The organism is Nocardia sp. NBC_00881 (genome assembly GCF_045207455.1).
Taxonomy (GTDB): Bacteria; Actinomycetota; Actinomycetes; order Mycobacteriales; family Mycobacteriaceae; genus Nocardia.
This window is the reverse complement of sequence record NZ_CP108798.1, coordinates 4,262,797-4,275,034: the sequence shown is the minus strand read 5'-3', so window position 1 is coordinate 4,275,034 and position 12,238 is coordinate 4,262,797. Positions and strand designations below refer to the sequence as shown.

Annotated in this window: 14 protein-coding genes; 11 read left to right on the top strand and 3 right to left on the bottom strand. The window is 66.0% G+C overall.

Going from position 1 to position 12,238, the window contains the following annotated elements; all coding sequences use genetic code 11:
• Positions 1-29: 29 nt before the first annotated feature.
• The 3 genes from OH799_RS17890 to OH799_RS17880 all read right to left on the bottom strand — a co-directional run bounded on the left by OH799_RS17890 (position 30) and on the right by OH799_RS17880 (position 1,565).
• Entirely contained in the window at positions 30-410 is a 381-nt protein-coding gene (locus tag OH799_RS17890; protein ID WP_406282229.1) for a DUF3499 domain-containing protein, read from the bottom strand.
• A gap of 244 nt (positions 411-654) precedes the next feature.
• Positions 655-1,134, bottom strand: coding sequence for a metallopeptidase family protein (locus OH799_RS17885; protein WP_167477524.1), 480 nt, complete (start codon positions 1,132-1,134; stop codon positions 655-657).
• A gap of 197 nt (positions 1,135-1,331) precedes the next feature.
• Entirely contained in the window at positions 1,332-1,565 is a 234-nt protein-coding gene (locus OH799_RS17880) for a WhiB family transcriptional regulator (RefSeq protein ID WP_041561325.1), read from the bottom strand.
• A 487-nt stretch (positions 1,566-2,052) separates the two neighbouring features.
• On the opposite strand from OH799_RS17880, the gene cofD reads away from it, so the two are divergent.
• The 11 genes from cofD (at position 2,053) to mtrA (ending at position 12,138) form a co-directional block, all read left to right on the top strand.
• Complete coding sequence (gene cofD / locus OH799_RS17875) at positions 2,053-3,051, top strand: 2-phospho-L-lactate transferase (protein ID WP_406265186.1); 999 nt, start codon at positions 2,053-2,055, stop codon at positions 3,049-3,051.
• Positions 3,048-4,394, top strand: a complete 1,347-nt coding sequence (locus tag OH799_RS17870) for a coenzyme F420-0:L-glutamate ligase (RefSeq protein ID WP_406265183.1) — start codon at positions 3,048-3,050, stop codon at positions 4,392-4,394. The genes cofD and OH799_RS17870 overlap by 4 nt, the downstream gene beginning before the upstream one ends.
• A gap of 94 nt (positions 4,395-4,488) precedes the next feature.
• Positions 4,489-5,007 carry an NUDIX hydrolase gene (locus OH799_RS17865; protein WP_406265180.1) on the top strand — a complete coding sequence of 173 codons (519 nt, stop codon included), beginning with the start codon at positions 4,489-4,491 and terminating at the stop codon, positions 5,005-5,007.
• Between the two features lie 287 nt (positions 5,008-5,294).
• Entirely contained in the window at positions 5,295-6,554 is a 1,260-nt protein-coding gene (locus tag OH799_RS17860) for an alkane 1-monooxygenase (RefSeq protein ID WP_406265177.1), read from the top strand.
• Between the two features lie 76 nt (positions 6,555-6,630).
• Positions 6,631-6,804, top strand: a complete 174-nt coding sequence (locus OH799_RS17855; protein WP_357267015.1) for a rubredoxin — start codon at positions 6,631-6,633, stop codon at positions 6,802-6,804.
• Positions 6,805-6,827: 23 nt separating this feature from the next.
• Positions 6,828-7,037 (top strand): rubredoxin, encoded by a 210-nt coding sequence (locus OH799_RS17850; protein WP_406282226.1) that lies wholly within the window; start codon positions 6,828-6,830, stop codon positions 7,035-7,037.
• Between the two features lie 40 nt (positions 7,038-7,077).
• Complete coding sequence (locus OH799_RS17845) at positions 7,078-7,698, top strand: TetR/AcrR family transcriptional regulator (protein ID WP_406265174.1); 621 nt, start codon at positions 7,078-7,080, stop codon at positions 7,696-7,698.
• Positions 7,699-7,888: 190 nt separating this feature from the next.
• Positions 7,889-9,046: an alkane 1-monooxygenase gene (locus tag OH799_RS17840; protein ID WP_406265171.1), complete on the top strand. Its 1,158-nt coding sequence runs from the start codon at positions 7,889-7,891 to the stop codon at positions 9,044-9,046.
• Between the two features lie 60 nt (positions 9,047-9,106).
• The gene (ahcY, locus tag OH799_RS17835; protein ID WP_406265168.1) at positions 9,107-10,588 is read left to right on the top strand and encodes an adenosylhomocysteinase; all 1,482 of its coding nucleotides are present in this window, start codon (positions 9,107-9,109) and stop codon (positions 10,586-10,588) included.
• A gap of 146 nt (positions 10,589-10,734) precedes the next feature.
• Positions 10,735-11,382, top strand: coding sequence for a dTMP kinase (locus tag OH799_RS17830; protein ID WP_406265165.1), 648 nt, complete (start codon positions 10,735-10,737; stop codon positions 11,380-11,382).
• A 78-nt stretch (positions 11,383-11,460) separates the two neighbouring features.
• The gene (gene mtrA / locus OH799_RS17825) at positions 11,461-12,138 is read left to right on the top strand and encodes an MtrAB system response regulator MtrA (protein WP_039800350.1); all 678 of its coding nucleotides are present in this window, start codon (positions 11,461-11,463) and stop codon (positions 12,136-12,138) included.
• The last annotated feature ends 100 nt before the right edge of the window (positions 12,139-12,238 follow it).

The following is a 12,238-nucleotide window of genomic DNA, read 5'->3' as shown; positions in this document are numbered from 1 at the left end:
CGGTCGGTCCGACACCGTCCTGGTCCGGGTCAGGACGGCGGATCAGGGAGGACACGCAGATGGCCGCGGCGACCGGTGCGTGTGGTGCGCGGCGGAGGGGGAGCGTAGTCGTGGTAGCCGCGCTGGTCGGGTTCCGGCGGGCGGCGGCGCAGTCCGGCCTCGCGGACCGCTTCGGCGAGCGCGGTGAGGTCATCGTCGTCCGGGGTGCTCGAGGAGAATCCGCCTTCGTGCCGAACCAGTTCCCAGCCCTTCGGGGCGGTGATCCGTGAGCCGTGTGTTTCGCAGAGATCCCAGGAGTGCGGTTCGGCGACTGTCGCGAGTGGTCCGACCACCGCTGTCGAATCCGAGTACACATAGGTGAGCGTCGCGACGGCCGGGTTCTTGCAGCCTGGTCGGCAGCAACGACGCATGGGGATCACGCCGATGAGAGTAACGCTCCTGGCGCGTCGATGGGGACAGACACGCTTGACGAATCTCAGTCTGCTATCAGCAGAATGCGGGCGGCACGACGTTCCGCAAGAGGCGCGTGTGGCGCGTCCGACGGTGTGTCTTCTGCAAGGGAGATTCCGGGTATCCAGCCCACGTACCTGTGGTATCGGTTCCACTCGCCCCACAACGGCATTCGAGGAGCTGACCCGTCTGGATGGGTGCGGATCACTCGGCTTCTGGATCGATCACGTCCGGGTCGACGCCGAGGTAGGTCGCGACTTGCTGGACCAGGACCTCGCGCAGCAGGTCGACCAGGTCGTCGGGATCGCTGGCCCGCAGCTCGAGCGGCTTGCGGAACAGCACGACCCGCGCCCGGGTCGCCGCGCCGTGCCGGTCGACACCGGCCGGGATGAGCCGGGACAGCGGGACCGGTCCGTCCGCGACGACCTCGTCCGGCCAGGTAACCGAATCGGGATGCAGCGGACGGATTTTCGGCACATCGTCGACGGCGATGTCGAGTTTGGTGAGCCGGTCGTGCCAGCGGGTGTCCAGTGGGGCGAACGCCTCCAGCACCAGCCGGTCGAACTTTTGGCCGCGGGTCCGCCAGGCCGGCACCGTGGGTGGCAGCATCGGCCCGCGCACTCCTCGGCCACGTCGGATCACCGACCGGGCGGTCGGCGGTCGACGCTTACGGGAACGTGCCATGACACAAAATCTAGGCCAGTCGATTCCGGCCGCGCTCATCGAGGCGGCGTGACGGTCTCGTCGTGTCGATGAGCGCGCGTCGGCGAGGGGGGTGGCGGTACTGCCGTGCATCGATGGCCGGGTGCGGGATCGGCTGTCCTCGCGTGTTCCCGGAGTCGCCCTGGTGGAGGTGGGCAACTCCGGGCCTCGCGTACGTCTCAGCTGATGCCGCGCTTGAGGCGGCGCCGCTCCCGCTCGGAGAGCCCGCCCCAGATGCCGAAGCGCTCATCGTGCGCGAGTGCGTACTCCAGGCACTCGTCACGTACTTCGCAGCCCATGCAGATCCGTTTCGCCTCACGGGTCGAGCCGCCCTTCTCGGGGAAGAACGCCTCCGGATCGGTCTGCGCGCACAGGGCACGCTCCTGCCACTGCTCTTCGATGGATTCGAACATCTCGTCGAAGCCGGTCACGACCAGGCTGAGCCGGGGTGCCGAGACTCCGTCACCCCCCTCTTCGTCCTTCCAGCCGTTGTCTGCGCAGACGCCACGTGCTGCGCCTGCTGTGGAATCGGTCGGCGAGACCATCTCGTTGGCCATCGCTCCGCCTCCTCACTGTGTGTTAGCGCAGAATGATTCGTTCCGTCGGACCAACACGCACGCCGACGGCCATACCCCGCGACGTTGTCCCGCGGACGTCCCCGAGCCTGTCATTCACCCGAACATCTGTTCGAAAAGTCGTTCGCGCCTTGGGCTCTCGCGCGAACCCGGAATGACATGACTGTGATTAGACACGCCGGACGTGTCGATGGTCAAGCCGCCGACGCTATTCCGTTACTATCCGCAGCCGCATTCCGAATTGATCTTGTCACGTACGTTAGCAAATAGATAGCAAATTTACCGCGAGTCGTCGCCATCGGGTTACCGCATAGGCTGTGCGGATGTGACTGGACAACAAGTGGACGCCGTACCCGGGAGCGGGCCCCGGATCGCCGTCCTGGTCGGCGGTGTCGGTGGGGCGCGTTTTCTCCAGGGCGTCCGCGAACTGCTGCCCGAGGCTGATGTTTCCGCGATCGTGAACGTCGGTGACGACATCTGGATGCATGGTCTACGGATCTGCCCCGACCTCGATACCTGCATGTACACCCTAGGCGGAGGCATTGATATCGAGCGCGGCTGGGGCCGCGTCGGCGAGACCTGGCACGCCAAGGAGGAACTTGCGAAATATCATGCCCAACCCGACTGGTTCGGCTTGGGGGACCGTGATATCGCCACGCACCTGATCCGAACCGAAATGTTGCGCGCCGGATACCCACTCTCCGCGGTCACCGAGGCGCTGTGCAACCGCTGGCGACCCGGCGTGAAACTCCTCCCGGCAACCGATGATCGCTGCGAAACGCATGTCGTTGTGACCGACCCGGACAATCCTGGCGAACGGCGCGCGATCCATTTCCAAGAGTGGTGGGTCCGCTACCGGGCGAACATCGACACCCATGGATTCGCCACAATTGGCGCCGATGACGCCAAACCAGCGCCAAATGTGACAGAGATCATAACGTCCGCCGATGCGGTGCTCCTCGCTCCGTCGAACCCGGTCGTGAGCATCGGAGCCATCCTCGCCGTGCCGGGTATTCGGGGTGCCCTGCGCACGACCGAGGCCAAGGTGATCGGCGTGTCCGGTGTGATCGACGGAAAGCCGTTGCGCGGTATGGCCGACGAGTGCCTGTCGGTGATCGGGGTGGACACCACGGCCGAGGCGATCGGTCGTTACTACGGCGCCCGATCGGCCACCGGAATCCTGGACGGCTGGCTGATCCACACCACCGATACCGCCGACGTGCCCGGTGTCGAGGTGCGAAGCGTGCCTTTGCTGATGACCGACCCGCCGGCCACCGCCGAAATGGTGCGTCAGGCACTGGATCTCGCGGGAGTGAAGCCATGACGACATCCACCGACCACGCGGCAGTAGAGCTGCGCATCCTGCCCGTCACCGGCCTTCCGGAGTTCCGGCCCGGTGACGACCTGGCCGAACACCTTGCTCGGTGTGCACCATGGCTGGCCGACGGCGACGTGCTCGTGGTCACCAGCAAGATCGTCGCGAAGGTCGAGGGCCGGGTCGTGGAGGCGCCGATGGACCCCGAAGAACGGGACAGCGCCCGGCGCAGCCTCATCGAGCAAGAGGCGGTGCGGGTGCTCGCGCGCAAGGGCCGCACCTTGATCACCGAGAACAAGCTCGGCATCGTGCAGGCGGCCTCCGGGGTCGACGGCTCGAATGTCGAGCAGGGCGAACTCGTCCTGCTCCCCACCGATCCGGACGGCAGCGCCAAGGCGCTGCGGACGGCGCTGGCCGAGCGACTGGGCGTGACGGTCGCGGTGGTTGTCACCGACACCATGGGCCGTGCCTGGCGCAATGGCCAGACCGACGCGGCGATCGGCGCCGCGGGGCTTCGGGTGCTGCACGACTACGCGGGTGCTGTAGACGGCCAGGGCAATGAGCTGAACGTCACCCAGGTCGCGGTGGCCGACGAGCTGGCCGCCGCCGCGGACCTGGTGAAGGGCAAGCTCGGCGGCGTTCCTGTCGCCGTGGTGCGCGGGTTTCCGGTCACCGACGACGGGTCCGGCGCCGCCGACCTGCTGCGCAGCGGTACCGACGACCTGTTCTGGCTCGGCACCGCGGAGGCGATCGAGCAGGGGCGGCGGGAGGCGATCCTGCTGCGTCGCTCGATCCGCCAGTTCGCCGACACCCCGGTGGATCCCGAACGCATCCGTGCGGCGGTGTCTGTCGCACTGACCGCGCCTGCCCCGCACCACACCCGCCCGGTGCGGTTCGTCTGGCTGCGCAAACCTTCTTTGCGTGCCCAGTTGCTGGAGGCGATGGCCGAGAAGTGGCGCGCCGATCTCACCGCCGACGGCCTCGCGCCGGAACGCGTCGAGCGCCGCATCGCCCGCGGTCGCATCCTGTTCGACGCACCCGAGGTGATCATCCCGTTCTGCGTGCCCGACGGCGCGCACGACTATCCGGACGAGCGGCGTCGCGCCAACGAGCGCACCATGTTCACGGTCGCGGTGGGCGCCGCGGTGCAGGGCCTGCTCGTCGCCTTGGCCACCGAGGGTATCGGCAGCTGCTGGATCGGGTCGACCATCTTCGCCCCGGAGGTCACCCGTGACATCCTCGGCTTGGCCGACGACTGGAACCCTCTGGGCGCCATAGCCGTCGGTCATCCGCAGGAGGAGCTGGCCCCGCGGCCAGTGCGCGGTGCCGGCCACGGCCTGGTCGAGCTGTGAGTCTGCGAGCGCAGCTCGGCGTGAACGATCGAACAACGGGCACGGCCGGGCGTCGCTCGGTCATGAGGGGGACAAGCGCCGGCCAGGTGGAGTCATGACCGCTGCCTCACTCCATGTCTCGGCCACCGAGATGCTTGAATCCTGGTGTCCCACAGCAAGTTCCGACCGATCGCTGCGCGAGGCGATGCTGGCTTTCCTCGGCTCTGCTCCACGCGGCTGCCTACGCGAACACGCACCCGGCCATATCACCGCTTCGGCCGTGGTCTTCTCCCGCGGCGAGCGAGAGGTGTTGCTCACCCTGCATCCGCGGGTGGGCCGGTGGATTCAGCTCGGTGGCCACTGTGAGGAAAGCGACGCCACGGTCGCCGACGCCGCACTGCGCGAAGCGACCGAGGAGTCGGGCATCTCGGGCCTGCGGCTGGAGCCCGAGCTGTACGGCGCGCAGGCGCATCCGATCACCTGTTCGCTCGGTGTGCCGACCAGGCACCTGGACCTGCTGTTCCGGATCGCCGCGCCCGCCGGCGCGGTACCGGTGCGCAGCAGTGAGTCCACCGATCTGCGCTGGTGGCCGGTGGACGCACTGCCCGCCGACGCCGACGTCATGCTGCGTTGACGCGCAACCCGTTCACTGCCACAGACATCCACCCCGCACAGTGCCGATGGGCGCTTGCGGGGTGGAGCGTCTTACGGGGTGTCTCACCTGACGCCCGCACCGCAACGGGCGGAGCTGGTCGTCAGCTGCCTGCGTCTCGTCCGAGCTCCCATGAGCAGCGGACGGGGATTATTCCACTACTTTACAAAATGTCTGATTTGTATAGACAAGCGACAAATGATGCGATACCGTCCATTTTGGAAGTAACGCACGTCACACCTGATGTGCCGCTTTGAATGGAGACAACGATGTCGACGGACGCCGAACTGTCCGCACAGCCGGTCGAGTTGCCGGCTTGGCGTGACCGTAAGCGATATATGTGGCTGTGGGGGTTGTTCGCACCGACCGGCCTGTTCACGATCGGCCTCCCGCTCGTCTGGGCGTTGAACGAACTCGGCTGGCACCGCCTGGCTCAGGTGCCGTTCTGGCTCGGGCCGATCCTGGTCTACGTGCTGATCCCGTTGGCCGATATCTTCTTCGGCCCGGACGGCGACAACCCGCCCGACGAGGTGATGGAGTACCTGGAGAACGACAAGTACTACCGCTACCTCACCTACCTGTACCTGCCGTTCCAATACGCGGCGTTACTCATGGCGGCCTACCTGATCACCGCGGACAACCTGAGCTGGCTCGGAATCGATGGCGGGCTGCGCATGGTGGACAAGATCGGCCTGGCAATCACGGTCGGCATGATCGGCGGTATCGGCATCAATACCGCGCACGAACTCGGCCACAAGAAGGTGAGCCTGGAGCGGTGGCTGTCGCGCATCGCGCTGGCCCAGTCGTTCTACGGGCATTTCTATATCGAGCACAACCGCGGTCACCACGTGCGTGTCGCGACGCCGGAGGATCCGGCGAGTTCCCGTGTCGGCGAGACCTTCTGGGCGTTCTTGCCACGCACCGTGTGGGGCAGCCTGAAGTCGTCCTGGCATCTGGAGAAGGTTCGTTTGGAGCGGCTGGGCAAGAAGCCGTGGAGTCCGCGGAACGAGGTTGTCAGCGCCTGGCTGATGTCGGCCGCACTGTACGCGGTGCTGCTGGCGGTGTTCGGTATCGAGCTGTTTCCATACCTGGTTCTGCAAGCTGTCGTCGGCTTCAGCTTGCTGGAGGCGGTCAACTACCTCGAGCACTACGGCCTGGTTCGTCAGCGGACGGCCGGCGGACGCTACGAGCGGCCCGGTCCGGTGCACAGCTGGAACAGCGACCACCTCGTCACCAACATCTTCCTCTACCACTTGCAGCGGCACAGCGATCACCACGCCTATCCGACCCGGCGCTACCAGACGCTGCGCAGTTGGGATGGCGCACCGAACCTGCCCAGCGGTTACGCCAGCATGATCTTGCTCGCCTACTTCCCTCCGCTGTGGCGCCGCGTCATGGACAAGCGGGTGCTCGCGCACTACGGCGGCGACATCACGCGCGCCAACATCCATCCGGGCAAGCGCGACCAGGTGCTCGCGCGCTACGGCGCGGATGCCCCGACCGGCGGCGTACAGGTGGTCGGGGCATGAGTAAGCGCAGCAGGCGAGCGACGGGCGCGGCCGCCATGGCGATTATGAGGGGGCCGAGCGCTGGCGAGGTGGAGTTATGACCGCTTATCGCTGCCCCGTCTGCGACTATGTCTTCGACGAGGCGAAAGGGGCGCCGCACGAGGGTTTCCCGGCGGGCACGCCGTGGGAGGCGGTGCCGGACGATTGGTGCTGTCCCGATTGCGGCGTGCGGGAGAAGATCGACTTCGAGCAGACAGGGGCTAGGAAATGAGTACAGCATCGCCGAGCGATTCGATGAGGGGTGGCGGCCGGGAGACGGGTGGGCCCGAATACAAACTCTATCAATGCATCCAGTGCGGCTTCGAATACGACGAGGCCAAGGGTTGGCCGGACGACGGGATCGTGCCGGGAACCCGCTGGGACGACATTCCGGACGACTGGACCTGCCCCGATTGCGGAGCCGCCAAAGCCGACTTCTTCATGGTCGAGATCGAGCGGTCGTGAGGTTTTGACTGCGGCAAGCGCCCGTGACAGTGTCGCGGGTATGCCGCGCAACGGAACCAGGATTCCCTACCAGGAGGCCGCACGGGAGCTCCTGCGTACGTCGGTCCTGGACGCGATGCGCGAGCTGCTCACCGAGCGTGACTGGTCCAAGATCACGCTCGGTGATGTCGCGACCAGGGCAGGAGTGAGCAGGCAGACGCTCTACAACGAGTTCGGCTCGCGCAACGGCCTCACCCAAGCGTATGCGTTGCGCTTGGCCGACGATCTGGTCGACCACGTCGACGCGGCGATCACCGGCAATGTCGGTGATGCCCGCGCCGCGTTCCGCGAGGGGATGGGCAACTTCTTCCTCGACGCGGCTGCCGACCCACTGGTGCGGTCGCTGCTCGCGGGCGAGGTGAAGCTGGACCTGCTGCGGCTGATCACCCTCGATGCCGGGCCGCTGCTCGACCACGCGACGGAGCGGCTTTCGCTCGCGTTCCAGCACAGTTGGGTGGCGGCGACGGCCACCGAATCGGACGTTATCGCGCACGCGCTGGTCCGCATCGCGCTGAGCTACATTCCCACCCCGCCCGGCCCGGGACGAGACGCCCCCGAGGAGATGAGCGCGCTTCTCACCCCATACGTCGAGGCGATCCTGGCGGCACGGGTACAGAGCTGAGCCGATCGGCACGGCAACCGGGTCGCGATCGAGGACGGTGATTCTCATCACATGTGAACCTCCACAAGAACCGTCTGCCAGGCAGGTAATCTCTGCCACGTTTCAACCGTCCAGCCACATGTAACAGACGTAAAGTCTGCAACTATCTTCATGCGTCGTCGAAGTCAGGGTCTTATTAAGCGGGGCAAACGTGCAAACGGTTGGCAAACCGGCGGGGTCGGTCGATCCCAAACGCCATCTGTGGGTTCTCGGCTTGATCGCGCCATCATCCGCATTGCTGCCATCGCAACTCGTGCTTCACACGGGCGCGGTGGTCTTCTGGTGGATCGGGCCGATCATTGTGCTGGTCGTGATCCCAGTGCTGGACTGGCTGATCGGCGAGGACGGCAGCAACCCGCGGGACGAGGACTACGAGTTGCTGTCGAACGACCGGTACTACCGGTGGTGTACCTACCTGTTCTTGCCGATCCAACTGATCGGGTTGGCGGTCGCGTGTTACATGTGGGCCGGTGACGAGTTGGACGTGGTCGACAAGCTCGGGCTGGCCGCCACCCTCGGCCTCGTCAGTGGCATCGGCATCAACGCCGCCCACGAACTCGGGCACCGGGTCGAGCACCTGGAGCGTTGGCTGGCCAAGATTGCCCTGGCTCAGTCCGGATACGGGCATTTCTTCGTCGAGCACAACCGCGGGCACCACGCGCGGGTGGCGACTCCGGAGGATCCGGCCAGCGGCCGACTCGGTGAGTCGCTGTGGGAGTTCCTGCCGCGCAGCGTGTCCGGTAGCTTCCGTTCGGCGATCGGTCTGGAGCGCGAGCGCCTGGCCCGCAAGGGCAAGGGCTGGTGGAACGCGGATAACCACATCCTGCAGGCGTGGTCGATGACCCTGGTGCTGTTCGGCGGCCTGATCGCGGCGTTCGGCCCGCGGGTGCTGCCCTACCTCGCGTTGCAGGCCGTGATCGGCATCGCCTTGCTGGAGACGGTGAACTACGTCGAGCATTACGGCCTGCTGCGGTCCCGGCGACCGAACGGGCTCTACGCCCGCTGCTCGCCGCGAGACAGCTGGAACAGCGACCACCTGGTCACCAACATCTTCCTGTTCCACCTGCAGCGCCACAGCGACCACCACGCCAACCCCGGCCGCCGCTACCAGACGCTGCGCAGCTCCCAGCAAGCCCCGCAACTGCCGGCGGGGTACGCCACCATGATCGTGCTCGCCGCCATACCGCCGCTGTGGCGCCGGATCATGGACGGGCGCGTTCTGGACCACTACGGCGGCGATATCACACTGGCGAACATTCACCCGCGCAAGCGCCGCCGCATCCTGTCGGCACACGGGGTGACCGCCTAGCCCGTATCCGGCGGCCAGCGACTAGCCTTGCCTCGGTACTTGCCGAATCAGGAGAGGCTGATGACCACCTCAGAACTTCCCGCACGAACATCTTTGACCGCCGATGTCCGCAATGGCATCGACTACAAGGTGGCGGACTTGTCGCTGGCCGAATTCGGTCGCAAGGAGATCCGCCTCGCCGAACACGAGATGCCCGGTCTGATGGCGCTGCGCCGTGAGTATGCCGACGTGCGGCCGCTGCAGGGCGCGCGCATCTCCGGCTCGCTGCACATGACCGTGCAGACAGCGGTGCTGATCGAGACACTGACCAGCCTCGGGGCCGAGGTTCGTTGGGCCTCGTGCAACATCTTCTCCACCCAGGACCATGCGGCGGCGGCGGTCGTCGTCGGACCGCACGGCACTGTCGACGAGCCCAAGGGCACCCCGGTGTTCGCCTGGAAGGGCGAGACCCTGGAGGAGTACTGGTGGGCCGCCGAGCAGATGCTCACGTGGCCGGACCAGCCCGCCAACATGATCCTCGACGACGGCGGTGACGCCACCATGCTCGTGCTACGCGGCGCGCAGTTCGAGAAGGCGGGCGTGGTTCCGCCGGAGGACGAGGACCACTCGGCCGAATACAAGGTATTCCTGAACCTGCTGCGTGAGCGCTTCGAGACCGACAAGGGCAAGTGGAGCGCGATCGCCGACTCGGTCCAGGGCGTCACCGAGGAGACCACCACCGGCGTGTTGCGGCTCTACCAGTTCGCGGCGGCGGGCGAACTGGTGTTCCCGGCGATCAACGTCAACGACTCGGTCACCAAGAGCAAGTTCGACAACAAGTACGGCACTCGCCACTCGCTGATCGACGGCATCAACCGCGGTACGGACGTGCTCATCGGTGGCAAGAAGATTTTGATCTGTGGCTACGGCGATGTCGGTAAGGGCTGCGCGGAATCACTTGCCGGACAGGGCGCCCGAGTGCAGGTCACCGAGATCGACCCGATCAACGCGCTGCAGGCGCTGATGGACGGCTACGACGTGGTGACCGTGGAGAAGGCGATCGGCGAGGCCGACATCGTCATCACCGCGACCGGTAACAAGGACATCATCACCCTCGAGCACATGAAGGCGATGAAGGACCAGGCCATCCTCGGCAACATCGGCCACTTCGACAACGAGATCGACATGGCAGCGCTGGAACGTTCCGGCGCAACGAGGTTGACGATCAAGCCACAGGTCGACCTGTGGACGTTCCAGTCGGGCAGGTCGATCCTGGTGTTGTCCGAGGGGCGTCTGCTGAACCTGGGCAACGCGACCGGACATCCGTCGTTCGTGATGTCGAACAGCTTCTCCAACCAGGTGATCGCGCAGATCGAGTTGTGGACCAAGCCGGAGGAGTATGACAACGAGGTCTACCGCCTTCCGAAGTACTTGGACGAGAAGGTCGCTCGCATCCACGTCGAGGCGCTGGGCGGCGAGCTGACGAAGCTTTCCAAGGATCAGGCCGAGTACATCGGCGTGGATGTGGAAGGCCCGTACAAGCCGGAGCACTACCGCTACTGAGCGATAGGCGCGGGGTGGCCCGTCGACCGTCCGGTCGGCGGGCGCCGCGTGGTCGATCCCGAGCCGCGTCCGGCCATGTCGACCCGGTATCAGCCCTGTTCAGTCGGTGTCGGCGGTAAACAGGCGGCGGGGTATCGTGCCTACCTATGGGAGTGCTGATAGCCGTCGAGGGCCTCGATGGCGCGGGTAAGCGCACGCTGATCGACCGGGTCGTCGCCGATCTGCGCGAGCGTGGCCTGCGGGTGCAGGCGTTGGCCTTCCCGCGATACCACCGTTCGGTCCACGCCGACCTGGCCGCCGAGGCGCTGCGCGGCGCGCACGGCGATCTCGCGGACTCGGTCCGCGGCATGGCGTTGCTGTTCGCGCTGGACCGCGCGGACGCCCACGACGAGTTGTCGAAGCTGTTGGCCGACAACGACGTTGTGATTCTGGACCGCTATGTCGCCTCCAACGCCGCGTATTCCGCTGCCCGGCTCGGGCAGTCGGCCGACGACGAAATCGTCGACTGGGTTGGCGAATTGGAGTTCGTCAGGTTCGACCTTCCCGCGCCCGAGCTGCAGGTGTTGCTGGATGTGCCGACCGAGGTCGCGGCCGAGCGTGCCCGCAGGCGAGGCGAACTCGACGCCGCCCGTGCGCTGGACGCCTACGAACGCGACCGCGGTCTGCAGCACCGAACTGGTGCGGTGTACTGTGAGCTGGCCGAACGCGACTGGCACGGGCCATGGTGGACATACCGATCCGACGACGACCCGGCTACGCTCACCGCGCGGATCACCGAAATCATTGGTCGATAAGGTTGGTTGTGCCGTGGGTTCACACCAGTGTTGGCGTGGCGGCCCGATCCTGGCCTGGGAGATGACAACATAGTAGTTATGAAGCCGAAGATTCTGGTCGTCGACGACGATATGGCACTCGCTGAGATGCTCACGATCGTCTTGCGCGGGGAAGGGTTCGACCCGCATGTGGTCGGCGACGGCACACAGGCCCTTGCGGCGGTTCGAGAGATCCGCCCGGATCTGGTGCTGCTGGACCTGATGTTGCCCGGCATGAATGGCATCGATGTGTGCCGCGTGCTGCGGGCCGATTCCGGGGTTCCGATCGTGATGCTCACGGCCAAGACCGACACGGTCGACGTAGTACTCGGTCTGGAGTCGGGCGCCGATGACTACATTGTCAAGCCGTTCAAGCCGAAGGAACTCGTCGCCCGGGTGCGGGCCCGTCTGCGCCGCACCGAGGAGGAGCCCGCCGAGCTGCTGTCGATAGCGGATATCGTGATCGATGTGCCCGCGCACAAGGTCAGCCGCGGCGGCGCGCAGATCTCGCTCACGCCGCTGGAGTTCGACCTGCTCGTCGCGCTTGCCCGCAAGCCGCGTCAGGTGTTCACCCGTGAGGTCCTGCTCGAGCAGGTTTGGGGTTACCGGCACGCCGCCGACACCCGTCTGGTGAATGTCCACGTGCAGCGGCTACGCGCCAAGGTCGAGAAGGATCCCGAAAATCCGGAGATCGTGCTGACCGTCCGTGGAGTCGGCTACAAGGCCGGACCACCGTGATCCGGCCTGCGTTCAGGGCCCGGAGGCGGTAGCTTGCGTGACCACGAAGGGTCCCGCCGAGGCCGGAATTCAGAAACCGATGGCGTAATCGCACGTCTTC

What these genes read in the sequence shown, in the direction of transcription:
- OH799_RS17890 (WP_406282229.1), bottom strand. Translation starts at nt 410, where the DNA reads ATGCGTCGTTGCTGCCGACCAGGCTGCAAGAACCCGGCCGTCGCGACG.
- OH799_RS17885 (WP_167477524.1), bottom strand. Translation starts at nt 1,134, where the DNA reads ATGGCACGTTCCCGTAAGCGTCGACCGCCGACCGCCCGGTCGGTGATC.
- OH799_RS17880 (WP_041561325.1), bottom strand. Translation starts at nt 1,565, where the DNA reads ATGTTCGAATCCATCGAAGAGCAGTGGCAGGAGCGTGCCCTGTGCGCG.
- OH799_RS17870 (WP_406265183.1), top strand. Translation starts at nt 3,048, where the DNA reads ATGACGACATCCACCGACCACGCGGCAGTAGAGCTGCGCATCCTGCCC.
- OH799_RS17865 (WP_406265180.1), top strand. Translation starts at nt 4,489, where the DNA reads ATGACCGCTGCCTCACTCCATGTCTCGGCCACCGAGATGCTTGAATCC.
- OH799_RS17860 (WP_406265177.1), top strand. Translation starts at nt 5,295, where the DNA reads ATGTCGACGGACGCCGAACTGTCCGCACAGCCGGTCGAGTTGCCGGCT.
- OH799_RS17855 (WP_357267015.1), top strand. Translation starts at nt 6,631, where the DNA reads ATGACCGCTTATCGCTGCCCCGTCTGCGACTATGTCTTCGACGAGGCG.
- OH799_RS17850 (WP_406282226.1), top strand. Translation starts at nt 6,828, where the DNA reads ATGAGGGGTGGCGGCCGGGAGACGGGTGGGCCCGAATACAAACTCTAT.
- OH799_RS17845 (WP_406265174.1), top strand. Translation starts at nt 7,078, where the DNA reads ATGCCGCGCAACGGAACCAGGATTCCCTACCAGGAGGCCGCACGGGAG.
- ahcY (WP_406265168.1), top strand. Translation starts at nt 9,107, where the DNA reads ATGACCACCTCAGAACTTCCCGCACGAACATCTTTGACCGCCGATGTC.
- OH799_RS17830 (WP_406265165.1), top strand. Translation starts at nt 10,735, where the DNA reads ATGGGAGTGCTGATAGCCGTCGAGGGCCTCGATGGCGCGGGTAAGCGC.
- mtrA (WP_039800350.1), top strand. Translation starts at nt 11,461, where the DNA reads ATGAAGCCGAAGATTCTGGTCGTCGACGACGATATGGCACTCGCTGAG.